The organism is Stappia stellulata (assembly GCF_020176715.1).
Lineage (GTDB): Bacteria > Pseudomonadota > Alphaproteobacteria > Rhizobiales > Stappiaceae > Stappia.
The window spans coordinates 207,946-229,206 of sequence record NZ_JAIVMF010000005.1 but is presented as its reverse complement, the minus strand read 5'-3'; the positions used below and the strand labels follow the sequence as shown (position 1 = coordinate 229,206).

Sequence of the window (21,261 nt, the reverse complement as noted above, 5' to 3'; positions counted from 1 at the left end):
CCTACAGTGCCTTCTTAAGGAGGATCTGAGCGCGGACCGGCGGCTTGCCCCAGCGTGCCATGCGATCGAATTCCGCGAAAGGGATCGGCAGGTTGGCAGCATCCTGCGGCGTTTCATAGCCCTCGTAGCCGAGCCAGGGGTCGTGAATGAACAAATGGCGCGGATCCTGCCCCTGCACCAGCACCCAATGCGGGCCGCGCCGCCCCAGCATCCGGTACTCGGAGATCAGCACGATCGCCAGCGCCCCGCCGCGCACCGCTTCGGCGAGGTCCGGGGCCGAGAGCGGCTCGCCGGTGCTGTCGATGCCGAGCCGGGCGGCTTCGCTCCGGTAGTCGTCCTGGACGATCTCCATCACCCGGCGCTTGTCCGGATCGCGTACCGACGACAGGAACAGATGCCCGCCCGGCGCCAGCCGCACCTCGGCCTCGACACCGCGATGGGCGGCGGCGACCGCCATGCCGAAAGGGCCGCAGCCGCCGTGTCCGGAGGCCAGATAGATCGTCGTCGTTTCCCGCCACAGGCGCAGCTCCAGCCGCTCGTCGAGCGTCTCGACCGCACCGAGGTGCTTCAGCGCCATCATCAGGCAGGCGGGGCCGCAGGTGAAATCGGTCGTCTGCGAGAAATAGGGCACGGCGGAAGGCGGCGCCGCCTCGTCGTGCAGCAGCTTTTCCATGCGGATCGCGGCCGTACCGTCCTCATAGTAATCCGCAACCCGCCCGTGGCGCCGATAGCCGGCCCGCTCGTAGAGCGCACGGGCCGGCGCATTGTCCTCGCGCACCTCCAGCCGCAGCAGGATGCGCTCGCGCTCGAAGGCGTCCGCCTCGGCGGCGGCGAGCAACCGGCGCGACAGGCCGGAGCCGCGCGCTGCCGGATCGACGGCAAACGAATAGAGCCGCGCAAGCGCCGTTCCGGAGCGAAACAGCAGCAGCGCATATCCAAGCATCTGCCCGTTTGCCTCGGCGACGAGACAGGAGGCGCCGGCGCTTTCCAGAAAGCGGCGAAAGCTGCGCCGCGAAATTCGGTCGCCGGAAAAGCACGCGTTTTCAAGGCGCAACAATTCGGGAAGGTCGGACATCTGGGCCAGGCGTATTTCAACGTCCGGTAAACTGCTGGACAACATCGCGCTACGCCCGAAAACGGAAGAAAGTCATTGCCGCATTACTCCCTGAAATGCGTCGCGTCTCGCGCGCGATCCGCATGCCGGGCCAAGAAAATGCATGGCTTCAGTCGAGCCGCGTCGACGGGTCGATATGATCGGATTTCCAGCGCCCGAACCGCCAGGGGCGGAAGCGGTGGCGACTGTGATCGCAGGTCTCGGGCACGGGGTCGAAACCGCTGCCCCCGCCCGGCCGGCAGCGCTGCAACCGGGCAAGCCCGATCCAGACGCCGGCCCACAGGCCATGGCGGCGAATGGCGTCGGAGGTATATTCCGAACAGCTCGGCGCATAGCGGCAGGAGCGTCCGATGAAGGCCGAGAGCGTCAGCTGGTAGACGCGGATCAACCCGAGCGCGATCCGCGCGCCGAAACCGGTCCGGCCGGCGCTCCTGGGCCCGGCACTCCTGGGCGATGTCGAAGGACACATGACGTCGGCCTTTCAAAGCCCGTCAGACGCCGCGACGCGGCGCGGCTCCCGTTTCAGGCAGCATCCGAGCCGCGGGCCGCGTCGATCTTGTCCAGCGCGTCGACCACAGCGTCGAAGGTCAGCATCGTGGAGGCGTGGCGGGCCTTGTATGCGCGCACCGGCTCCAGGAAGGCGCATTCGGCGAAGCGGCCCTCCGGCGGCGGGCCGCCCTCCTTGAGCATCGCCCACATGCGCTGGCGCACATCCCTGAGCTCGGCGGCGCTCGCGCCGACGATGTTGCGCGCCATGATCGCGGAGGATGCTTGGCCCAGCGCGCATGCTTTGACCTCATGCGCAAAATCGGTCACAACACCATCATGCACTTTTAAGTCGACATTGACCGTCGAACCGCACAACTTAGAGTGAGCCTTTGCAGATGCATCAGGCGCTTGAAGATGACCGATACGGGGGATATTGCCGGCCAGTTCCAGGATTTTCGCGTTGTAGACGTCGTCAAGCATACGTGCCTCATCAAGAAAGCGTGACACCGGCGTTCCAGCTTCACAGCCCGTTCTTCCCCTTATATAGGGAGCAGCGCGCGAAAGAAACGGGACCTGTCCTTCGTCACGCTGCCCTGCGATCACGGAGCCGGGCGCGGTGCCGCAATTCAACCAGATTGCCGTGCGATCTCGCCGCGCAAGGAGTGTCGCACCTGATGATTCATGTGGTCCGAAGCGACGGGGTCAGCGTATCGCATGCGTAAGAGAGTACAAACGGGGGAGCCCGCAATGGATGCCATTTTGAACCCGGTCGCGCAGCGCGACGACAGCACCGAGACCCCGCTGGCGCGACCCACGCGCGAGGAAGCGGAAGCTGCCGTGCGCACGCTGCTCGCCTGGGCGGGCGACGATCCGACTCGCGAAGGCGTGCTCGACACGCCCAAGCGTGTCGCCAAGGCGTATCAGGAGATCTTCTCCGGCTACGACCAGGATCCGGCCGAACACCTGAAGCGCACCTTCGAGGACGTCGGCGGCTATGACGACATCGTGCTCGTGCGCGGGATTCCGTTCTTTTCCCATTGCGAGCACCACATGCTGCCCTTCGTCGGCGAGGCGCATGTCGCCTATTATCCGACCGAGGGCGTGGTCGGCCTGTCGAAGATCGCCCGTGTGGTCGACATCTTCGCCAAGCGCCTGCAGACGCAGGAAAACCTGACGGCGCAGATCACCGAGGCGATGGACACCCATCTTGCCCCGCGCGGCATCGCCGTTATGCTGGAAGCCGAGCACCAGTGCATGACCATGCGTGGCGTCCAGAAGCGCGGCGTCTCGACGATCACGACCCAGTTCACCGGCGTCTTCCGCGACGATCCGAGCGAACAGGTCCGCTTCATGACCCTGGTGCGCGACACAAGGCGCGGCTGATCCCGGCACGGGCGGCACAGGCGCGCGCAACGAACGGACGGACATGAGCGACACGATTTTCGCTGCGCGCGGCGACAAGACCGACATCGAGACAGGCACGGGCTTCCAGCCGAAGTTCGACGCGGACGGGCTGATCGCCTGCGTCGTGACGGACGCGGACGACGGGTCCGTGCTCATGGTCGGCTACATGAACGCCGAGGCGCTCGCCCGCACGCTCAAGACGGGCGAGGCCTGGTACTGGAGCCGCTCGCGCCAGAGTTTCTGGAAAAAGGGCGAGACCTCGGGCCAGGTGCAGCAGGTGGTGGAGGTTCTCACCGACTGCGACCAGGACGCGCTGGTGCTCAGGGTCCGCGTCGCCGGCAATGGCGCCACCTGCCATGTCGGCTACAAGTCGTGCTTCTACCGTCGCGTGGAGCTGGGTCCGGACGGCTCGCCGCGCCTGGAGCCAACCGGCGACGCCCGGGTCTATGACCCGGACGTCGTCTACGGCAAGAGCTGAGCGGCGACACACACCGCAGCGGCACACTTCCCCGAGCCCCCCAGACACCAAACGGCACCCGCCCGCGTGTTCCGTGAGAACTACGATAAATCCAAGAGCTCGAAAACGTCGTCATCCCGGCCGAATGCAATGAGAGCCGGGATCGGAGAGCCACGGCCTCGCGGTGGGCAACTCATCGAATAGGATGGTTTTCGGCTCTCCGATACCGGGTCGCGCTTGCGCTTGCCCGGCATGACGCGGGAGAGCATTGGCATCCTTTGGCATCGGGTTGACGGCACGCGCCTGCGCGTGCCGTTTGTTTTCGCCCCTCCTGGCCCGTCGAGCCGGGGAAACCCCGTCAGGTCATGGCGATGTCAGGTCATGGCGATGTAGTTGCGCATGTCCTCCGCCTCGCGCTCGATCTGCGCCATGCGGTGCTTCACCGCGTCGCCGATCGAGATCAGGCCGGCGAGCTTTCCGTCCTGCACCACCGGCACGTGGCGGAAGCGGCCGCCGGTCATCCGCGCCATGACCGAGTTCACGGTCTCCTGCGGCTCGCAGGTCACCACCGAGGCTGTCATGAAGTCGGAGACCGGGCGGTCGAGCGCATCGACCCCGTCCTGCGAGATCGCCCGCACCACGTCCCGCTCGGAGATGATTCCCTCGATCTTGCCACCCTCGGCCGTAATCACGATGGCGCCGATCCGGCGCGTGCCCAGGATCGAGCAGATCTCGCGCAAGCTGGTGCCGGCGCGCTCCGTCACCACGTCCCGGCCCTTCTGATTCAAAATCGATGCGACTGTCATGCGCGCCTCCTCCCGTGAAGCCAAAATTGGTCCCTCACGCGCGCCCCGAGGGGCGCGCCTGTGTCATCATGACAAATCCTGTCGGGGGTGCAATCCGCAATTGCCGGAGTCGGGCACGGTCACCCGCGCCGGCGCGGCACCGGATCGAACAGCGAAAACAACGCGAAACCGGCAACGAAGCCGCCGATATGGGCTTCCCAGGCAACGCTTCCGCTCGATCCGCCGAAGGGCGTGGAGATCAGCCCGAACACCAGGTTGATCCCGAACCAGACCGTTAGAAACATCGCGACCCGCGGATTCGCGAGCGAGTCGACAACCCCCTTGGCCGGGACCAGATAGGCCGCATTGTCCGAGCGGCGGAAGGTGCCGAGCGGACCGCCATCCTGAAACACGAAACGGGTGGCCGCCGCCATCTGTCCCGAAATCGCGGCCGATGCGCCGATCATCGGGACCGCCTCGCCGAAATGCAGGTAAAGATGCAGGGCCGCGCCGGAGATCGCGCAAAGCGCGGAGAGCAGCAGGAAGCGCAGGGTGCCGAGCCGGCGCGCGACCGCGCTGCCGAACACCGCCATCCACAGCACATTGACGAAGAGATGCGCCCATCCGCCATGCAGGAACGCATAGGTCAGGAAGGTCCACACATCGGCCCCCGCCCCGCCCGGCAATGCCACGCCCGGCAGGAAGTCGGCGGAATAGCGCGCGGGCAGGAACCCGAAGGCGATGATCAGCTCGAACGCCGCGTCGCGCGACAGGAACAGCGCGCTCACGACATGGATTGCGATCAGGATGCCGGCCAGCCAGGTGATCACCGGCGGCAGGTTGAAGATCGGCTGGGAGGGCGGCGGCAGCTCCGGCGAAGAGCCCCGGATGTCGGGTACGGTCATTGCGGTTCCCTTGTGGCGCGATCCCGGTTGGCGCGATCCCGGCTGGCACAGTGCGGCTCACCGGCGCGGGCGCGCGGTCAACACCGCAACTTGGACCAAAAGACAAACAGATCAAGTCGCCTCGGCTCCGGACAAAAAGAAACCGCCGGCATGCCGGCGGCACGCATGGCGGTTCCAAGGGTCGATGCGCCACACTGTCGGATGGGGCGCTTGTGCTCGTCACGTCAGCAAAACCAACGAGACGATGGTGACGTGCCTGCCCGTCGCCGACAATCGAAAGGTTTGGTTAACCTTAACCGGAGGTAAACGCGAAAGATCGAATGCGTGGCACAGGGCGTGCTTCGTTTCACCGCGAGCGGCCGATTGCCCCGTCCAGCGTTCCAATCCGGGACACGGACGCCGGCGATACGGCCCAACCGGAACCGGAACGAGGGGCCCCAGGATCATGAAACACCCGGTGACACAGCGCCTGTACGAATATTGGGATGCCCTGCGCGACGGCCGCCCGGCCCCCGACCGCAGCGAGATCGAACCGGGAAGCATCCGCAGCATCCTCGGCGACACCTTCATTCTCGAGCTGATCGACGCCCAGACCTACCGCTACCGGCTCGCGGGCACGCGCCTGTGCTCCCTGCACTGCCGGGAGCTGAAGAACCGCAATATCCTGCGCGGCTGGTCGGAGGAAGACCATGAGGCGCTGGCGACCCTGCTCGCAGCCGTCACCGAGGATGCGGCCGCGGCCGTGGTCGGCCTGAGCGGCTTCACCGAGCGCGGCCAGAGCGTCGACATGGAAATGATCCTGCTGCCGCTGCATATTCCCGGCGAGGGATGCAACCGCGTGCTTGGCGCCTGTGTCGCTTTGGAACAGCCATATTGGGCCGGCATGCACCCGATCCTGTCGCAGACCGTCAAGAGCGTCCGGCTGATCTGGCCCGACGAGCGTCCGGCCTTCCTGTCCTCCAGCATGGTCCGCCGCACGAGCACCGTGCCAAACATCCGGCATGAGGCGGGATTCGTTCCGGCACCCATCGCCGGCAACGGCCGCCAGGTCCAGCATCTGATGGTCATCGACGGCGGCAAGTCCTGAGGCTCGGGTCTTCGCCGCCGGCAATTACCGTCTATTAACCGTCCTTGCCTATTTTCAGGATGCAGCGCAAGTTCGGCACGTCCTGCCGTTGCGCTTCAGGGAAGGTCGATGACGGATGGCGCACGCCACGGCACTTACATATCAGACGTCGGAAGCCGCGAAGCGGCTCGACCGGCGCCGGCATAGCCGTGTTCCCGTCAACATCCTCGGGCGCTTCATGCTTGAGGACCGGCGCGAGTATCCCTGCCAGGTCGTCGACATGTCGCCCGGTGGCGCCGCATTGGTCGCCCCTGTCAGCGCCCGCGTCGGCGAACGCGTCGTCGCCTATCTCGATCACATCGGACGCATCGAGGGCGAAGTCGTGCGCGAGATCGAGGGCGGCTTTGCCATCCGCCTCAATGCCACGGCCCGCAAGCGCGACAAGCTGGCGAATGTCCTCACCTGGCTGGCGAACCGCGACATCCTCAACCTGCCGGAAGACCGCAGACACGAGCGCTTCACCCCGAAGAACCCTGTCACCAAGATCGTTCTGCCGGACGGGCGTTCCTACAAGTGCCGCATCGTCGACGTGTCGCTGTCCGGCGCATCCCTGAAGACCGATGTGCGCCCCGAACTCGGGATCGCCATCGACATCGGCAAGATGCGGGCGCGGATCGTGCGCCACACCGAGGACGGCATTGCGGTCGAATTCGCAAACATCCAGAACCGCGATCTCCTCGAGCGGCATATTTCCTGACCGCCAGCCGGATCGCACCGACGCTCTCGCTTTTTTTTCAAAAAAATCTCGACCCAGACGCATGTCCGGCACGGGCCGCAACTGCGGGTGACAGCCCCTGTCGCGCCCCGGATCGCCCGGTCTCGCGCGGATAGCGCCAGGCCCGGCCGGAGACGGCCGCCGGTCGTAGAAACCCTGCCGTCGTGCGCGTCTGCCGGCACCACGCCAGGCCGCAGGACGACGACCGCTCAGGATAAAACTCTCTTTAAATCAACAGGTTGATCTTGCATCGGCAGCGCGCTGGACGGCATGCGCCCGGCGCGCTCTGCACCGGAACCCAGATCAGGGCCGGCTGCCGCGCCGGCGCCCTTGCGCGCGTCGGGCAAGGAAACCGCTAAAATTTGAATCAAAATAGAATTCAATTCGATTATTATTATCCTAGAATTCAAATAGACTTTGATTTTAATGTAACTTTGCTTTTTATTTTGAAATAAAAGCGCGATCCGCATGATCTATCCAACCTTGGGGAAGGGATAGACATGAAAATCGCAAGCAAAGCAATCGCAGTAACCTTCGCATGCATCGTCGCCGCCACCGCCACAACGGCACAAGCGGACACACCCACCGGACGCTTCATGGAAGTTGGAGGCGCCACCCGCGCTCCCGCCGGCCATGTCGGGTTCTGCAGCGAAAATCCGTCCGAATGCCGGTCGCAGAACCGGAATGCCGTGGTGGTGAAACTCGACCGGGAGCGGTGGAACGAGCTGCTCGCGGTCAACGCGGAGGTGAACCGCCAGATCCGCCCCGTCACGGATGTCGAACTTTTTGGCGTCGAGGAATACTGGACATTTCCAAGCTCCGGGGCCGGCGACTGCGAGGAATACGTGCTTGAAAAGCAGCGCGTGCTGCAAAAGCGCGGATGGCCGAAGAGCGCCCTGCTCATCACGGTCGTCAAGGACACCAACAATTCCGGTCACGCCGTCCTGACCGTGCGCACCGATCAAGGCGACATCATTCTCGACAACCAGATCGAGGCGGTGCTGCCCTGGTACTCGACGCCCTACCGGTTCGTGAAGCGGCAATCCGCTCGCAATCCGGCGAAATGGGCGGCAATCAGCGACCATCGGGTCAGCACGGTTGCCAGCCTCTCCAACTGACGCACCAGACGCCCACCTTTTGGCAATCCGGCTAATCCCCCCTCCCCACACCCAGGTCGGGTTGTCGGGCCGGTCCTTCGGGACCGGCCCATTTTTTTCGTCCGGTCTTCAGTCGGCCGGCCTTCAGTCGGGAAGCCGGGTCAGGCCGGCGAGAAACCTCTGCCAGTTGCGCACGTAACCTTGCGCCGACGCCGTGATGCCTTGCGCCGCCGCCGCGTCCAGGTCGCGCACCACCCGTCCGGGCATGCCGACCACCAGCGAATTGTCTGGGATTTCCTTGCCTTCCGCGATCAGCGCATTGGCGCCGATAATGCAATTGCGCCCGACGCGCGCGCCGTTCAAGACGGTCGCGCCCATGCCGACGAGACTGTTGTCCCCGATCGTGCAGCCATGGAGAATGGCCTTGTGGCCGATGGTGCAATCTCGGCCGATCTCCAGCGGAAAGCCCATGTCGGTGTGCAACACGCATCCGTCCTGCACATTGGTGCGCTCGCCAAGCGTGATCGTCTCGTTGTCGCCGCGCAGGACCGCGCCGAACCAGACGCTGGCATGGCGCTTCAGCACCACGGCGCCGATTACGGACGCGTCGGGGGCAATCCAGAAGTCGCCGGCATCCGGCAATTCCGGCGTCCGGTCGTCAAGCCGATAAATGGCCATCGCAATCTCCTGATCGGGAAACGGGACCTTGCGGGCCGGCCCGCGCCGGCCAGCGCAACTAGAGCAAGATCATAAACGCGATCTGCAGCACGAAAACGCCCGAGCAGATCGACCACATGCCGGCGATGGTGGAGGAGGCCACGAGCCAGCCGATCGGGCGCTGCTCGATCTTCCGACCGCGAATCGCATTGCGCATGATGATGAACGGGCCCGCGAAAACGCACAAAAGGCAGGAGAACACGCCCTTCAGCCAGGTCTCCACCGAAATCGCGAACTTCAACGGCTCACCGGTCAAAAGCTGATAGAAACTGCCGAGAATCCCGGCCACCACGAAACCGGCACTTCCGATGTATGCCGCCAGCGCCAAGTCAGTCATTCGCCTGTTAACCTCCCGTTAACCAAATCTCACCGAACCTTAATCAGAAACTCTGCTCTCCTTCCAGCAATTCGCGTGCCGTTTCGATTGACGCATTAACACACCGGTAACCATAAAATGGCGAACCCTTGGCCCCATGATCCGCGTCAGGACGGGACACACGTCCCCCGACGGGACACTGCGGCCCCGATCGCGGCCGGGACGACACCGGCCGCCGGAGTTCGCGCATGATGCCGATGACCTTGCCGAACGGAACGGGGATGCGGGCGCGGCATTTCACGCCGATGGTGGTGGCGCTTGCCCTCGTCGGCACGGCGCTGGTCGCGCATACGGTCGGAAAGTGGATGACCTATACGAACCAGCCGAGCAGCTGGACGCAGAGCCCGGAGCGCGTGCCGGTCAGGGTCGGCACCGTCGCCCAGAGCATTCCTGCCAACATGATGCGGCACTCCGACGAGCGCGCCGGCGACAGCGACGTTGAAACGCTGCATCTGGCGGTGCTGTGGCCGTCGCTTGAGGGATATACGCAAGCAAATGCGCGGTCCTTCGCCGATCCCGGCGACCGCTCGCCCGTGGTGTCGCTGGCGCTGCGCGCCGATGCGGGCGGGCTGGATACCAACGAGCGCTTTGAACGGGTGTGGATGTCCCTCTCCGCCGGGGAGGCTTTTCCGGGGCCGGCGGGACTGGCCCTGTTGCCGCTTGCCGGCGACGGGCTGGCGGGCACGGATTTCGTGGCCCACGCACGCGATGGCGGAAAATTGTTCGCCGCGCGCTGCTTCACGCCGCGCGACCAGGCGCTGGCGGCAAACTGCGAACGCACGGTCCGGACCGCAACCGGTCTGATGGCGACCTATCGCTTTCGCCAGGTGCATCTCGCGGACTGGCGCGCCATGGACGGCGCAATCGCGACGCTGGTCGCCTCCTTCGCCCCCTAGCCGGATCCGGCACCCTGGGAGCAGCCTGAGAGACGACGATGCCGGACGGACGCCGGATGCGGGGCGTCGGCGTCATCGACGCCTCACCCGCTCCGGCGCTCCGTCGGCAGACGCGTCAGCTTTCCTCGATATCGAACTCGAGGATGGACATCTGGAAGCTCCAGCTCAGATCGTCGTCGTCATCGTCGCGGTAGAGAACGCCGATGAATTCGTCGCCGATATAGACTTCCGCGGAATCGTCCTTGTTGGGCCGCGCCCGGACGGCAAGCTTCGGAAGTTCGAATTTCTTCTTCAGGTAGGCCTCGAGCTTGCGGATTTCGTCAGGCTTCACGGAGAGCTCCTTTGGACTGACCGCCGCGTCACGCGGCGGTCCGGGATGTGTCATCGGGTCGCGATGCACCCTGCGCCGGCAATCGTCAAGACCTGACACGCCGGCACATCACGCAGTTCGACCCGTTTCGAAGCGCGCAAGCCTACACATTCGCGGCCGCGAACCAAGAGCTAACCCGGCCTTTCCCCAAACGCTCCCCGAATTCGGCGAGCGAAAACGGTGCGCAGGGGTCTCCACACAGGGTCTGCGCGCGGGCGCAATGCGTTCAGCCGTCGGAGGTCCCGCCCGCCTCGGGCACGATAAGCTGGTCCATCGTGCGCGACGGCTCGCTGCAGCCGGCCTTGCCGACGACGCGCGCCGGAACGCCGGCGACCGTCGAGTTGGCCGGCACGTCGGTAAGAACGACGGAGCCGGACGCCACCTTCGAGCAATGGCCGATCTCGATGTTGCCGAGCACCTTGGCGCCGGCGCCGATCAGGACGCCGTGACGGATCTTGGGATGGCGGTCGCCCTCCTCCTTGCCGGTACCGCCGAGCGTGACGTTTTGCAGGATCGAGACATTGTCCTCGATTTGTGCCGTCGCCCCGATGACGATGCCGGTGGCATGGTCCATAAACACGCCATTGCCGACCGGCACGGCCGGGTGGATGTCGACCTGGAAGATCTCGGAATTGCGGCTTTGCAGATAGAGCGCGAAATCCTTGCGCCCGCGCCGCCACAGCCAGTTCGCCAGCCGGTGCGTCTGCAGCGCGTGAAAGCCCTTGAAGTAGAGCAGCGGCTCCAGGAACCGGGTGCAGGCCGGGTCGCGGTCGTAGACCGCAACGAGATCGACGCGGAACGTATCGCCAAGCGCGGGGCTGTCGGCAAGCGCCTCCAGATAGGTCTGGCGGATCAGCGACGGTGACACGACGACATGGCCGAGCCGGTCGGCCAGTCGGTGCACCACGGCCTCCTCGAGACGATCGTGGTTGAGCACCGTCTCATAGGCGAAGGAGGCGAGCGCCGGCTCGCAGCGCACCATCGCCTCAGCCTCCTCGCGCAACCTCTCCCACACGGGATCGTGACGCGGCAGGCCCGCCGCTTCGGAAATTTGCTGGGATTGCGGCATCTCTGCCTCCTGTACTGTCGCGGCTTCGCCTCCGGTTCCGGCCGGCGAGCGCGCACCCAAGCAGTCTTCAGTTGCAGAAATCATATAGCCATTGACCGCAGAATGACCATAGCCAAGCAATCGCCTCGGGATTTCCCGCAGGCGTTTCGCCCCGTGTCGTGCACGCGCCATTGGACAATCCGTCAGGGCCCTGCCAAAACCGGGCGACCACAGCGGGAGATGGGGACCGGCATGACAGATGACAGCACGACGCGGGGGAGCGACCACGACACGCCCGACAGCCCCCGCATCGAGACCCGTGTCGAGGGAGCCACCGGCTGGCTCATCGTGCACAATCCCGCCCGGCGCAACGCCGTCACGCTGGAGATGTGGCGCGCCCTTCCCGGCGCGCTTGCCGCCCTTGCCGCGACGCCGGGACTGCGCTGCGTGATCCTGCGCGGCGCCGGGGATGCGACCTTCGTCGCCGGGGCGGATATTTCCGAGTTCGCCACCCTTCGCAAGGACGCCCGCTCGGCGCAGGCCTATGAGGCGACCAACGTCGCCGCCTTCGACGCCTTGCGCGAGTGCCCCTTGCCGACGGTCGCGATGGTGCGCGGCTTCTGCCTTGGCGGCGGGCTGGGCCTGGCTGCTGCCTGCGACCTGCGCATCGCCGACGAGACGGCGCACTTCGGCATCCCCGCCGCCCGCCTCGGCATTGCCTATCCGCCGTCGGCCATCGCCGACATCGTCCGCCTCGTCGGGCCCTCCCGCGCCAAGCTGATGTTCTTCACAGCCCAGCGGCTCGACGCCGCAGAGGCCCGCGACGCCTGCCTGGTGGACACGCTCGTTGCGCCCGGCGACCTCGAGGCGGCAACGCGCGACCTCGCCGCGACGATCGCCCTCGGCGCCCCGCTCACACTCGCCGCCGCAAAGGCCGGGATCGACGCCGTGGCAGGTGCGATGTCCCCGGAGGACCGCGAGGCCTGCGAGCGGCTTGCCGATGCCTGTTTCGACAGCGCCGACTTTGCCGAGGGCCGCAGCGCCTTCCTGGAAAAGAGAACGCCCCGCTTCACCGGGCGATGAACGCGCGGCGCGGAGTCACTTTGTTAACCGATTCCGCGCAGCCTCAGGATCGAGCCGAGGCCGGACAGGCCGGATCCGGGAGACCCGCCTTGACGCGGCCGCGCAGGACTGATTCCCTGCCGGCCTGATCGGGATTGATTCTGTCTTTGAGACACTTCATGCACTGGATGAAGCTACCCCTCCCGACACACATTAAGTTGACGCGACTTGCTGTGCAAAAACAAGAAGATCCAGCATCTTCCTGAAGCGGTGAGTCATGCTGTTAAAGCTGCGACTTAACACTCGGTTAACCATGTAAATCGCTGATTTCCCGCAACAAATTACCGACCAGGCAGAACTCACCCCACGACGGCGAACCGCGCCGCCAGGACTTGTCCACAGCCCGAAGCCGCGGGGGATTGCGGGGAAAAGCGCCGCGAAACACCGGCGTGTCAGGCAGCCTTCAGGCGGTCCAGAAAGGACACCACTGCGCCGGCGAAAGCGTCGTTGCGGTCGCCGGCGACCATATGGCCGGCCCCCTTGACGTCGGCATATTGCGCATGCGGCACCAGCGTCATGAACTCCTCGACATGCGCGTCGGTGACGAGCTCCGACCGCGCGCCGCGCACCAGCAACACCGGGATGGTGAGTGCGCGTGCCGCCGCCATCAGGTCCGCCTCGATGTGCTGCGGCTCGTCCGCGTCGCCATCGTGCCTCTGCTCGATGAAACGCGGATCCCAGTGCCAGCGGTAGCGTCCGTCGGAATGCCGGCGCAGGTTCTTGGACAGCCCGTCGAGCGACTTCGGCCGGGAGCGATGCGGCAGGTAGCTGGCGATGGCATCGGCGGCCTCCTCGACGGAGCCGAAGCCGTCGTGCATGCGTTCCGACATGAAGGAGATGATCTTGTTGACGCCGGACGGGTCCATCCGCGGCGTGATGTCGACAAGCACCAGCGCCGACAAGGTGCCGGGCTTCAAAGCACCCTCCGCCAGCAGGGAGGCAATCCCGCCAAGCGAGGCGCCGATGGCGATCGGACGGCGGCCGGCCTCTTCGGCGAACCGGTCGGCCACCGCAACCACGTCGCGTCCGAAGTCCTCGAAGCGGTAGGACCCGCCCTTCACCCAGTCGCTGTCGCCATGGCCGCGCTGGTCCACGCTCCAGGCCTGCAGGCCGACCTTGGCGAGCCGGGCCCCGGTCGCGTCCCAGGCGTGACGGGTCTGCCCTCCGCCGTGAAACAGAAGCGCCGGCCGGCCGGTCTTCCCAAACACATCGGCGATGAGCCGGTTGCCGTCCGCGCCTTGCAAGTCGATCTGCGTGTCGCTCATGACCGGCCCTCGCGCGCAACCGATTCCAGGAAGGCGAGAGCGCCGGCCTTGTAGACCTTGTCGCCGACCGCGACCATGTGATCGCGGTTCGGGATGTCGAGCACCTCGGCGCGCGGCATCAGCGCGGCAAGCTCCGACGCCGAGCCGGCGATCTCGTCACGGGTCCCGACGGCGACGAGCACCGGCTGGGTGATCCGGGCGACTTCTTCCTTCGAGATCTTCTGGCGCGAGGAGCGCATGCAGGCGGCCAGCGCCAGGCGGTCGGACTTGGTCTGGTCGGCAAACGCCCGGAACGCACGGCCCGTGCGATCCGTGACGTCGGAGAGCTTCTCCGCCTCAAGTGCTGCGGCGATCGGCTCGGGGTTGCCGACCCCGGTGATCATGCCGGAGCCGAGCCCGCCGAAAATGGCGCTGCGCACCCGTTCGGGATGATTGAGCGTCAGGAAGGCCGAGATGCGCGCACCCATGGAGTAGCCCATGACGTCCACCCGGGGCAGGTCGAGGTGATCGAGAAGCCGCCTTGCGTCCTCCGCCATCGTCGGCGCGCCATAATCATCCGGATTGTGGCTTCCCTGGCTTTCGCCATGGCCGCGGTTGTCGATGGCGATCACCCGGCGTCCGGCCTTGACCAGCATCTCGACCCAGCCGGGATAGACCCAGTTCACCTGTTTGTTCGAGGCAAAGCCGTGGATCAGCAGGATGGGCTCTCCGCGGCCCTCGTCCAGATAGGCGAGCCGAAGACCGGCGGACTCGAAATGCGGCATGATGGTTTGACCTTAACGTAAACGTAAAAACAGGAGCCGCTAAGATAGTGCCAGCGGATGGGGATGAAAACCCCGCCGATGCGGGCACCGCCGGCGGGTGGAGGCGTCCGGCCGCCGGGTGCTGGCTCCGGGCTGTGCGGCGGGTGCATTTCCGGCCCGCGCCCCCTGTTCAAGCGCCCTCTTCCTGCGTATGGTCCGCGCACCTGGCAACCACGACAAACGACGGATGGTCACGATGGCGGATGGTGTCGTCCCCCACTTTCAAAACGACACCGGTCTCGAACGCATAGAGATCGGCGCGAAGGAATTTCAGTGCATTGGCGCCAAGCCGCCTTTCGATCACCCGCATGTCTATCTGGACATGGGCAGCGACAGCGAGATCGTGTGTCCCTATTGCTCGACGCTCTATGTCCACAACCCGGCGCTTGGCCCCTCCGAGGCCGACCCTGCCGACTGCGTCTGGACCCCCGCCGCCGCATCGGCCTGACCCGGCGCCTGTCGCGGGGCGCCCCTTTGCCGCATCCCGGCGGAGCGACACGCGAACGGCTTTGACGACAAGGCGCATATGGCCTCCTCCATGCAGGACACCCTTTTCATCGCCGGCGCAGGGATCGGCGGACTGACGGCGGCGATTGCCCTGTCGCGCCGCGCCCGCCCGGTCACCGTTCTGGAGGCCGCGCCCGCGCTGGACCCGATCGGCTCGGGCCTGCAACTGTCGCCGAACGCCCTCCACGTGCTGCGCGGTCTCGGACTGGAAGAGGCGGTGCGCCGGCACGCGGTCGCGCCCGAGGCGATCCGAGTGATGTCGGCGCGCACCGGCAGGCCGATTGCCGAAATCCCCCTCGGACAGACCGCCGAAGCCCGCTACGGCGCGCCCTATCTCGTCATTCATCGCGGCGACCTTCAGCAAGTCCTCTTGAACGCGGCGAAAGCCTCCGCCGGGATCGATCTGCGGCTCGGCACCCGCGTGCGCCATGCCCGCCAGAACGCCGATGCGGTGCAGGTCGAGATCGAGACCGAAAAGGGCAACGACCACCTGAGCGGCGGGGCGCTCGTCGGCGCCGACGGCGTGTGGTCGAACGTCCGCCGCCGCGTCATGGACCTGCGCCAGGCCGTCTTCAGCGGCCGCACGGCCTACCGCGCCGTAGTGCCCGTCGACCGGGTGCCGGCACGATGGCGCGAGACCAGCGGCCTGTGGCTCGGCCGCCGCGCCCATGTCGTGCATTATCCGGTGTCCGGGGGAAATCAGTTCAACATCGTCGCGCTCGTTGCCGAGGACTGGCAGGAGGAAAGCTGGTCCACGCCGGCCGACACGAGCGCCCTGCTCGCCCGCTTCGGCTCCTGGCCGAGCGAATGCCGGGACCTGCTCTCCCTGCCCGACGGCTATCTCAAGTGGGCGCTGTGCGGGATGGATCCGGGCACCAGCTGGGTCAACGGCCGCTTCGCGCTTCTGGGCGACGCTGCTCACGCCATGCTGCCCTTCGCCGCGCAAGGGGCCGGCATGTCGATCGAGGATGCCGACGCGCTCGCCCGCGCCATCGACACCACCGACCATCTTCCCGATGCGCTTGCCCGCTATCAGGCCGAACGGCAGGACCGGGCCGAGAGCGTGTTGCGTCTGGCGAGAGCCAATGACCGGGTCTATCACATGTCCGGCCCGATGGCGCTCGCACGCGACACCGTCATGAAGGGGCTTGGCGGGGAACGGCTTCTCGCGCGCCTCGATTGGCTGTATGGATGGCGCCCGCCCGAAGCCCGGTGAGGCCGGGCAAGGCGATCCAGCGCGCAACCGGAGAGACGACGGAATGACAACGCAAGCGACCGGCGACATCGTGACGGCCGGCTTCGTGGTTATCGGCGACGAGATCCTCTCCGGCCGGACCAAGGACAAGAACATCGGCTATCTGGCCGAGTTCCTGACCGCCATCGGCGTCGACCTGTCGGAGGTCCGCATCGTGCCCGACGTGGAAGAGCGGATCGTCGAGGCGGTCAACGCGCTGCGCGCGCGCTATACCTACGTCTTCACCTCCGGCGGCATCGGCCCGACCCATGACGACATTACTGCCGATGCCATCGGCAAGGCCTTCGGCGTTCCCGTCGACCACGACCCGCGCGCCGTGGAAATCCTAACCGCCTTCTATCCGAAGGGTCAGTTGACCGACGCGCGGCTGCGCATGGCGCGGATCCCGCAAGGCGCCGACCTGATCGAGAATTCCGTCTCCAGGGCTCCCGGCTTTCGCATCGGCAACGTACATGTCATGGCCGGCGTGCCGGCGGTCATGCAGGCCATGCTGGACGCCATCGGCCCGACGCTGAAGACGGGCCTGAAGATGCATTCCACCGCCATCGACGCGGATGTGCCGGAAAGCCGGATCGCGGCCGCGCTCGGCGCGATCCAGGACGCCCACCCCGGCGTGATGATCGGTTCCTACCCGCGCTCCAACGACGGGCGTTTCTCCACCCAGATCGTCGTGCGCTCGCGCGATATCGCCGCCTTGAACGCGGCCGCCGACGCGATCCGGACTGCCGTCGCCGACCAGATTTCCACCTGAACTCTCGCCTTTCGAACAGGACACGACCCCGATGGAAGACCCGCAACAGCCGAAAGCCTTTCCCGTTTCCTGGGACCAGTTCCACCGCGACAGCCGCGCCCTTGCGTGGCGCCTGTCGGGTCAGGGAACGTGGGAAGCGATTGTCTGCATCACCCGAGGCGGCCTCGTACCGGCGGCCATCGTTGCCCGGGAGCTCGGCATCCGCATGATCGAGACGGTCTGCATCGCCTCCTACCACGACTACGAGGAACAGGGTGCCTTGCAGGTCATCAAGCCCGTCGACCACGACGTCATCAACCTGAAGGGCGGCAAGGGCGCAAGCGTGCTCGTGATCGACGATCTCGTCGACACCGGCAAGACGGCCCGCGTCGTGCGCGACATGCTGCCGGATGCGCATTTCGCCACCGTCTACGCCAAGCCGATGGGCCGGCCGCTGGTCGACACTTTCGTCACCGAGGTCTCGCAGGACACCTGGATCTATTTTCCCTGGGACATGGGCTGGCAGTTTCAGCCGCCGATCGCCAAGAGCACCCAAGGCTGAGCGCAGGCGCAGCTGCCCTGCAGGACGCGCAAGGCAGCTGCCCACTCGCAAAAAAGTGAGAAAATGCCCATATTTCGGCGCATTTTCGAAGGCTATAACAGCCTATGGATATTTTTCGCCTCAGCGCCCGGCGCGCGGTCATCTTTGCCCTTCTGCTGCTGGCGTCGGTGCACATCGACGCATCGGCGGCGCGTGCATTGAGCCTGGCGTCGCACCCGGTCTCGCTCGACCCCGCAGCCGCGGCCCTGCCCGCCGGGGCGGGCGCGACCTCAAGCGTCGCACAGCTCGACGCGGCCGATGAGCGAAGCGGTGCCTTCACATCGAAAACCTGCCCGCGCGCGGGCGCCTGTGTCGGCTACATCCTTCCGTTTGCACCGCCCCTCGCCGTGCCGGCGCCCGTCAGGGGCCGGCACCTGCAGGTCGTCTGGCAGGAACCCGCGCCGGTCGCGATGGGTCGGCTGACGCCGCCTCCGCGCTGAGCGCGACCGACACCGGCCACGCAGACCGTTCCGCCGCCGCGCAAACCGCCGGCTGCCTTGCTTTTCTCATGACATGCGACACACGATGACACATACCGCTGCTCCTTCTTCAAGCCTCCTGACACGCCGCGCCCTGATCACCGGGGCGGCCGGGCTCGCTCTTGCCGGCTGCACCACCGGAACGGCACGGCGTCCGGGCCCCGTTGTCGCCGGCCCCTCCGCGATCGATCCCTATTACCTGGCGATGTATGCGGCGATGCCGCAGGAGAAATTCCCGATCCCCGCCGTCGACCTGCGCAAGCTCGATCCGGTCTACTTCCGCCAGGTGGTGGATTACCCGACGCAGGAGCGCGCCGGGACGCTGGTCGTCGACACCCCGAACCGCTTTCTCTACCTGGTGATGGAGAACGGCCAGGCGCTGCGCTACGGCGTCGGCATCGGCCGGGCCGGCTTCTCCTGGAGCGGACGCGCGCGGATTGCCTACAAGCGGGCGTGGCCGCGCTGGACGCCGCCGGCGGAGATGATCGAGCGCGAGCCGGAGCTGGAGAAATACCGCAACGGCATGGAGCCGGGCCTGCAGAATCCGCTCGGCGCCCGGGCGCTCTACATCTTCGAGGGTGGACGCGACACGATCTACCGGGTGCACGGCACGATGGAGGTCTGGTCCATCGGCAAGGCGGTCTCGTCGGGCTGCGTGCGCCTGCTCAACCAGGACATCATCGACCTGGCGGCCCGGGTGCCGAACAACGCCCCCATCGTTGTGAAGCAGGGTCCCGGCGGCGTCGCTTAAGTCGTCACGGCACTGACCCGTGGCGCGTGCACGCGCGCCCGTCACGGGTTGAGCGCGACAGTCCGGTCGGCGACGATCTCGCTCGGGCTGACGCTGCAGCCGAGCGCATAGGCCTCGACGCCGGCCGCCCGCGCCGCGTCGAAGGCCGCCGCATAGGCCGGGTCGATGTCGCGGGCGAGCGACAACGTTTCGCAATCGCCCCGCTGCACCAGATAGACCATCGCGGCGCGCGCGCCGGCGGCCACCATGTCCGACATCTCGACGAGATGTTTCGCCCCCCGCGCGGTCACCGAATCGGGAAATTCCGCAAGCCCGGCGGCGCGCATCAGATGCACGTTCTTCACCTCGACATAGACCGGCGGCGCGCTCTCCGCCTCCAGCAGGATGTCGATGCGCGAGTTGCGGCCGTATTTGACCTCGCGGCGCAGACTGGCGAAGCCTGAAAGCTCCGGGACCAGCCCGGCCTGCAGCGCTTCCTCGACCAGCGCATTGGGATGGGCGGTGTTGATCCCCACCAGCGCCCCGTCGGCCTCGATCAGCTCCCAGGAGTACTTCAGCTTGCGTTTCGGATTGTCGGAGCGCGAGAGATAGACGCGCGATCCCGGTGCCGTCAGCCCCAGCATCGCGCCCGGATTGGCGCAATGGGCGGTGATCTCCTCGCCCGTGTCGTCGAGCACGACATCGGCAAGAAACCGCTTGTAGCGACGCGTGAGCCGCCCGCTCACCAGTGCTTCGGGAAACTGCAAGGCAGGGCCTCCTGACGGAAGAGGGGCTCAGCGCGACCAGAAATCCGGGTCGAGCAGCACGAGAACGGTGAAGAGTTCGAGGCGCCCCATCAGCATGGCGAAGGACAGGATCCACTTGGCGCCATCCGGTAGCGGCGCGAAGTTGCCGCTCGGCCCGATGATCGGGCCAAGCCCCGGCCCGACGTTGCCGACCGCGGTCGCCGCCGCCGAGAGCGCCGTGACGAGATCGAGATCGAAACCGGCGAGCACCAGCGTCAGCACGCCGACCGTGCCCATATAGACCACCAGGAACGCCAGGACCGAGAAGGAGAGCTCGTTGGTCAGCCGCGCCTTGCCGTAGGATTCCGGCAGCACCCGGTTGGGCCTGACCATCCGGCGCAGATGCGCGCGCACGGTGCCGAAGAACACCAGAAAACGGAAGATCTTGATGCCGCCGGTGGTCGATCCCGTGCAGCCGCCGACGAATTTCAGCAGAAGCACCAGCACGATGACCGGCGCGCCCCAGGTGGTGTAATCGCCGAAGGCATAGCCGGTTCCGGTCACCACGGAGATCATGTTGAAGGCCGACATGCGCAGCGCATCGTCAAAGGGCACCCGGTGCTGCAGGCCGAGATAGACCGTGACCGCCAGCGACACCAGCACCACGAAGCCGAAGAAGGCGCGCACCTGCGGGTCGCGCCAAAGGGCGAGCGGCTCGCCGCGCAGCGCCTGGATCAACAGCACGAAGGGCAGCGATCCGATCAGCATGAACACGATGGCGACCCAGGCGGTCGCCGGATTGGTGAAATAGCTGAAGGACACGTCGTGGGTGGAATAGCCGCCGGTGGCGATGGTGGTGAAGGCGTGGTTGACCGCATCGAACACGCTCATGCCGGTGACCCAATAGGCCAGCGCGCACAGAAGCGTCAGGAACAGGTAGGAGACGCCGATCAGCCGCACCAGCTCGATCGAGCGCGCCACGATCTTCTCGCTGCGGTCGGAGCTTTCCGTCTGAAAAAGCTGCATGCCGCCGATCTTGAGGAACGGCAAAAGCACGATGGCCATGACGATGATGCCGACACCGCCCATCCACTGCATCAGCGAGCGCCAGACAAGCAGTCCCGGCGGCAGGCCATCGAGACCCGACAGCACGGTCGAGCCGGTGGTGGTGAAGCCGGAGACGGCCTCGAACACCGCGTCGGCATAGCCGATGCCGAGCCACAGGAACGGAAGCGCCCCGAAGGCCGGCAGCGTCATCCAGGAAAGCGTGGTGAGCACGAAGGTCTGGCGCATGTTCAGCCCCTCGCTCAGCGACCCGCCGACGGCGACGGAGAGCAACAGCCCGATCAGCCCGGTGACCAGCGCCGACATGACGAAGGCCTGCCAGTCGGCATTGCGCGCGGCCACATCCACCATGGCCGGGATCAGCATGGCGGTGGCAAGGCCCACATAGAGGAAGCCGAGAACATTGAGAACGGGGCGAAGCGAGATCACGTGTCGGGCGTCTTTCGTCGTCTACGATCC

The 21,261-nt window shown here is 66.1% G+C and carries 27 protein-coding genes; 13 read left to right on the top strand and 14 right to left on the bottom strand.

Going from position 1 to position 21,261, the window contains the following annotated elements:
* Position 1 precedes the first annotated feature (1 nt).
* From LC092_RS09120 to LC092_RS09110, 3 genes are all read right to left on the bottom strand, one after another.
* A complete protein-coding gene (locus tag LC092_RS09120) occupies positions 2-1,075 on the bottom strand; it encodes a peptidase C39 family protein (RefSeq protein WP_224806202.1) in 1,074 nt (357 codons plus the stop codon).
* A gap of 148 nt (positions 1,076-1,223) precedes the next feature.
* A complete protein-coding gene (yidD, locus tag LC092_RS09115; protein WP_224806201.1) occupies positions 1,224-1,583 on the bottom strand; it encodes a membrane protein insertion efficiency factor YidD in 360 nt (119 codons plus the stop codon).
* Positions 1,584-1,636: 53 nt separating this feature from the next.
* Positions 1,637-2,083, bottom strand: a complete 447-nt coding sequence (locus LC092_RS09110) for an iron-sulfur cluster assembly scaffold protein (RefSeq protein ID WP_224806200.1) — start codon at positions 2,081-2,083, stop codon at positions 1,637-1,639.
* Between the two features lie 267 nt (positions 2,084-2,350).
* On the opposite strand from LC092_RS09110, the gene folE reads away from it, so the two are divergent.
* Together folE and hisI are read left to right on the top strand one after the other, a co-directional pair.
* Positions 2,351-2,986 carry a GTP cyclohydrolase I FolE gene (gene folE / locus LC092_RS09105; RefSeq protein ID WP_224806199.1) on the top strand — a complete coding sequence of 212 codons (636 nt, stop codon included), beginning with the start codon at positions 2,351-2,353 and terminating at the stop codon, positions 2,984-2,986.
* 43 nt (positions 2,987-3,029) lie between these two features.
* A complete protein-coding gene (hisI, locus tag LC092_RS09100) occupies positions 3,030-3,485 on the top strand; it encodes a phosphoribosyl-AMP cyclohydrolase (protein ID WP_224806198.1) in 456 nt (151 codons plus the stop codon).
* A 353-nt stretch (positions 3,486-3,838) separates the two neighbouring features.
* Here the strand turns inward: hisI and LC092_RS09095 are convergent, their stop codons facing one another.
* Complete coding sequence (locus LC092_RS09095; protein WP_224806197.1) at positions 3,839-4,270, bottom strand: CBS domain-containing protein; 432 nt, start codon at positions 4,268-4,270, stop codon at positions 3,839-3,841.
* A 119-nt stretch (positions 4,271-4,389) separates the two neighbouring features.
* Positions 4,390-5,154, bottom strand: a complete 765-nt coding sequence (locus LC092_RS09090; RefSeq protein ID WP_224806196.1) for a rhomboid family intramembrane serine protease — start codon at positions 5,152-5,154, stop codon at positions 4,390-4,392.
* Positions 5,155-5,611: 457 nt separating this feature from the next.
* Here LC092_RS09090 and LC092_RS09085 point away from each other — a divergent pair, with 457 nt between their 5' ends.
* The gene (locus LC092_RS09085) at positions 5,612-6,241 is read left to right on the top strand and encodes a PAS domain-containing protein (RefSeq protein WP_318245914.1); all 630 of its coding nucleotides are present in this window, start codon (positions 5,612-5,614) and stop codon (positions 6,239-6,241) included.
* Between the two features lie 115 nt (positions 6,242-6,356).
* Positions 6,357-6,977 (top strand): PilZ domain-containing protein, encoded by a 621-nt coding sequence (locus LC092_RS09080; protein WP_224806194.1) that lies wholly within the window; start codon positions 6,357-6,359, stop codon positions 6,975-6,977.
* Between the two features lie 227 nt (positions 6,978-7,204).
* Here LC092_RS09080 and LC092_RS09075 read toward each other — a convergent pair whose 3' ends face one another.
* Positions 7,205-7,465, bottom strand: a complete 261-nt coding sequence (locus LC092_RS09075) for a hypothetical protein (protein WP_224806193.1) — start codon at positions 7,463-7,465, stop codon at positions 7,205-7,207.
* A gap of 126 nt (positions 7,466-7,591) precedes the next feature.
* Between LC092_RS09075 and LC092_RS09070 the strand changes: the two genes are divergently transcribed.
* Positions 7,592-8,113: a transglutaminase-like cysteine peptidase gene (locus tag LC092_RS09070; RefSeq protein WP_224806192.1), complete on the top strand. Its 522-nt coding sequence runs from the start codon at positions 7,592-7,594 to the stop codon at positions 8,111-8,113.
* Positions 8,114-8,236: 123 nt separating this feature from the next.
* Here the strand turns inward: LC092_RS09070 and LC092_RS09065 are convergent, their stop codons facing one another.
* Together LC092_RS09065 and LC092_RS09060 are read right to left on the bottom strand one after the other, a co-directional pair.
* A complete protein-coding gene (locus tag LC092_RS09065) occupies positions 8,237-8,770 on the bottom strand; it encodes a gamma carbonic anhydrase family protein (RefSeq protein ID WP_224806191.1) in 534 nt (177 codons plus the stop codon).
* Between the two features lie 58 nt (positions 8,771-8,828).
* Entirely contained in the window at positions 8,829-9,146 is a 318-nt protein-coding gene (locus tag LC092_RS09060; protein WP_224806190.1) for a DUF6949 family protein, read from the bottom strand.
* Between the two features lie 227 nt (positions 9,147-9,373).
* Here LC092_RS09060 and LC092_RS09055 point away from each other — a divergent pair, with 227 nt between their 5' ends.
* Complete coding sequence (locus LC092_RS09055) at positions 9,374-10,081, top strand: hypothetical protein (RefSeq protein ID WP_224806189.1); 708 nt, start codon at positions 9,374-9,376, stop codon at positions 10,079-10,081.
* A 115-nt stretch (positions 10,082-10,196) separates the two neighbouring features.
* Here LC092_RS09055 and LC092_RS09050 read toward each other — a convergent pair whose 3' ends face one another.
* Together LC092_RS09050 and cysE are read right to left on the bottom strand one after the other, a co-directional pair.
* Complete coding sequence (locus tag LC092_RS09050) at positions 10,197-10,412, bottom strand: DUF3126 family protein (protein WP_224806188.1); 216 nt, start codon at positions 10,410-10,412, stop codon at positions 10,197-10,199.
* A 265-nt stretch (positions 10,413-10,677) separates the two neighbouring features.
* Positions 10,678-11,520: a serine O-acetyltransferase gene (gene cysE / locus LC092_RS09045; protein WP_224806187.1), complete on the bottom strand. Its 843-nt coding sequence runs from the start codon at positions 11,518-11,520 to the stop codon at positions 10,678-10,680.
* A 231-nt stretch (positions 11,521-11,751) separates the two neighbouring features.
* Here cysE and LC092_RS09040 point away from each other — a divergent pair, with 231 nt between their 5' ends.
* On the top strand, positions 11,752-12,582 hold the full coding sequence (locus LC092_RS09040) for an enoyl-CoA hydratase (RefSeq protein WP_224806186.1): 831 nt from the start codon (positions 11,752-11,754) through the stop codon (positions 12,580-12,582).
* Between the two features lie 431 nt (positions 12,583-13,013).
* Here LC092_RS09040 and LC092_RS09035 read toward each other — a convergent pair whose 3' ends face one another.
* Complete coding sequence (locus LC092_RS09035) at positions 13,014-13,886, bottom strand: alpha/beta fold hydrolase (RefSeq protein ID WP_224806185.1); 873 nt, start codon at positions 13,884-13,886, stop codon at positions 13,014-13,016.
* Positions 13,883-14,650 carry an alpha/beta fold hydrolase gene (locus LC092_RS09030; RefSeq protein ID WP_224806184.1) on the bottom strand — a complete coding sequence of 256 codons (768 nt, stop codon included), beginning with the start codon at positions 14,648-14,650 and terminating at the stop codon, positions 13,883-13,885. Before LC092_RS09030 ends, LC092_RS09035 begins: the two co-directional genes overlap by 4 nt.
* Positions 14,651-14,885: 235 nt before the next feature.
* Between LC092_RS09030 and LC092_RS09025 the strand changes: the two genes are divergently transcribed.
* From LC092_RS09025 to LC092_RS09000, 6 genes are all read left to right on the top strand, one after another.
* Entirely contained in the window at positions 14,886-15,137 is a 252-nt protein-coding gene (locus LC092_RS09025) for a zinc-finger domain-containing protein (RefSeq protein ID WP_224806183.1), read from the top strand.
* A gap of 90 nt (positions 15,138-15,227) precedes the next feature.
* The gene (locus LC092_RS09020; RefSeq protein ID WP_224806182.1) at positions 15,228-16,412 is read left to right on the top strand and encodes an FAD-dependent monooxygenase; all 1,185 of its coding nucleotides are present in this window, start codon (positions 15,228-15,230) and stop codon (positions 16,410-16,412) included.
* A gap of 43 nt (positions 16,413-16,455) precedes the next feature.
* A complete protein-coding gene (locus tag LC092_RS09015; RefSeq protein ID WP_224806181.1) occupies positions 16,456-17,202 on the top strand; it encodes a competence/damage-inducible protein A in 747 nt (248 codons plus the stop codon).
* 31 nt (positions 17,203-17,233) lie between these two features.
* The gene (gene gpt / locus LC092_RS09010) at positions 17,234-17,743 is read left to right on the top strand and encodes a xanthine phosphoribosyltransferase (protein ID WP_224806180.1); all 510 of its coding nucleotides are present in this window, start codon (positions 17,234-17,236) and stop codon (positions 17,741-17,743) included.
* A gap of 104 nt (positions 17,744-17,847) precedes the next feature.
* Entirely contained in the window at positions 17,848-18,222 is a 375-nt protein-coding gene (locus tag LC092_RS09005) for a hypothetical protein (protein WP_224806179.1), read from the top strand.
* A gap of 85 nt (positions 18,223-18,307) precedes the next feature.
* Positions 18,308-19,012 (top strand): L,D-transpeptidase, encoded by a 705-nt coding sequence (locus LC092_RS09000; RefSeq protein WP_224806178.1) that lies wholly within the window; start codon positions 18,308-18,310, stop codon positions 19,010-19,012.
* 41 nt (positions 19,013-19,053) lie between these two features.
* Here LC092_RS09000 and sfsA read toward each other — a convergent pair whose 3' ends face one another.
* Both sfsA and LC092_RS08990 read right to left on the bottom strand, forming a co-directional pair.
* A complete protein-coding gene (gene sfsA / locus LC092_RS08995) occupies positions 19,054-19,758 on the bottom strand; it encodes a DNA/RNA nuclease SfsA (RefSeq protein WP_224806177.1) in 705 nt (234 codons plus the stop codon).
* 27 nt (positions 19,759-19,785) lie between these two features.
* A complete protein-coding gene (locus LC092_RS08990; RefSeq protein WP_224806176.1) occupies positions 19,786-21,231 on the bottom strand; it encodes a TrkH family potassium uptake protein in 1,446 nt (481 codons plus the stop codon).
* Between the last annotated feature and the right edge of the window lie 30 nt (positions 21,232-21,261).

What these genes read in the sequence shown, in the direction of transcription:
- LC092_RS09120 (WP_224806202.1), bottom strand. Translation starts at nt 1,075, where the DNA reads ATGTCCGACCTTCCCGAATTGTTGCGCCTTGAAAACGCGTGCTTTTCC.
- yidD (WP_224806201.1), bottom strand. Translation starts at nt 1,583, where the DNA reads ATGTGTCCTTCGACATCGCCCAGGAGTGCCGGGCCCAGGAGCGCCGGC.
- LC092_RS09110 (WP_224806200.1), bottom strand. Translation starts at nt 2,083, where the DNA reads ATGCTTGACGACGTCTACAACGCGAAAATCCTGGAACTGGCCGGCAAT.
- folE (WP_224806199.1), top strand. Translation starts at nt 2,351, where the DNA reads ATGGATGCCATTTTGAACCCGGTCGCGCAGCGCGACGACAGCACCGAG.
- hisI (WP_224806198.1), top strand. Translation starts at nt 3,030, where the DNA reads ATGAGCGACACGATTTTCGCTGCGCGCGGCGACAAGACCGACATCGAG.
- LC092_RS09095 (WP_224806197.1), bottom strand. Translation starts at nt 4,270, where the DNA reads ATGACAGTCGCATCGATTTTGAATCAGAAGGGCCGGGACGTGGTGACG.
- LC092_RS09090 (WP_224806196.1), bottom strand. Translation starts at nt 5,154, where the DNA reads ATGACCGTACCCGACATCCGGGGCTCTTCGCCGGAGCTGCCGCCGCCC.
- LC092_RS09080 (WP_224806194.1), top strand. Translation starts at nt 6,357, where the DNA reads ATGGCGCACGCCACGGCACTTACATATCAGACGTCGGAAGCCGCGAAG.
- LC092_RS09075 (WP_224806193.1), bottom strand. Translation starts at nt 7,465, where the DNA reads ATGCGGATCGCGCTTTTATTTCAAAATAAAAAGCAAAGTTACATTAAA.
- LC092_RS09070 (WP_224806192.1), top strand. Translation starts at nt 7,592, where the DNA reads ATGGAAGTTGGAGGCGCCACCCGCGCTCCCGCCGGCCATGTCGGGTTC.
- LC092_RS09065 (WP_224806191.1), bottom strand. Translation starts at nt 8,770, where the DNA reads ATGGCCATTTATCGGCTTGACGACCGGACGCCGGAATTGCCGGATGCC.
- LC092_RS09060 (WP_224806190.1), bottom strand. Translation starts at nt 9,146, where the DNA reads ATGACTGACTTGGCGCTGGCGGCATACATCGGAAGTGCCGGTTTCGTG.
- LC092_RS09055 (WP_224806189.1), top strand. Translation starts at nt 9,374, where the DNA reads ATGATGCCGATGACCTTGCCGAACGGAACGGGGATGCGGGCGCGGCAT.
- cysE (WP_224806187.1), bottom strand. Translation starts at nt 11,520, where the DNA reads ATGCCGCAATCCCAGCAAATTTCCGAAGCGGCGGGCCTGCCGCGTCAC.
- LC092_RS09040 (WP_224806186.1), top strand. Translation starts at nt 11,752, where the DNA reads ATGACAGATGACAGCACGACGCGGGGGAGCGACCACGACACGCCCGAC.
- LC092_RS09035 (WP_224806185.1), bottom strand. Translation starts at nt 13,886, where the DNA reads ATGAGCGACACGCAGATCGACTTGCAAGGCGCGGACGGCAACCGGCTC.
- LC092_RS09030 (WP_224806184.1), bottom strand. Translation starts at nt 14,650, where the DNA reads ATGCCGCATTTCGAGTCCGCCGGTCTTCGGCTCGCCTATCTGGACGAG.
- LC092_RS09025 (WP_224806183.1), top strand. Translation starts at nt 14,886, where the DNA reads ATGGCGGATGGTGTCGTCCCCCACTTTCAAAACGACACCGGTCTCGAA.
- LC092_RS09020 (WP_224806182.1), top strand. Translation starts at nt 15,228, where the DNA reads ATGCAGGACACCCTTTTCATCGCCGGCGCAGGGATCGGCGGACTGACG.
- LC092_RS09015 (WP_224806181.1), top strand. Translation starts at nt 16,456, where the DNA reads ATGACAACGCAAGCGACCGGCGACATCGTGACGGCCGGCTTCGTGGTT.
- gpt (WP_224806180.1), top strand. Translation starts at nt 17,234, where the DNA reads ATGGAAGACCCGCAACAGCCGAAAGCCTTTCCCGTTTCCTGGGACCAG.
- LC092_RS09005 (WP_224806179.1), top strand. Translation starts at nt 17,848, where the DNA reads ATGGATATTTTTCGCCTCAGCGCCCGGCGCGCGGTCATCTTTGCCCTT.
- LC092_RS09000 (WP_224806178.1), top strand. Translation starts at nt 18,308, where the DNA reads ATGACACATACCGCTGCTCCTTCTTCAAGCCTCCTGACACGCCGCGCC.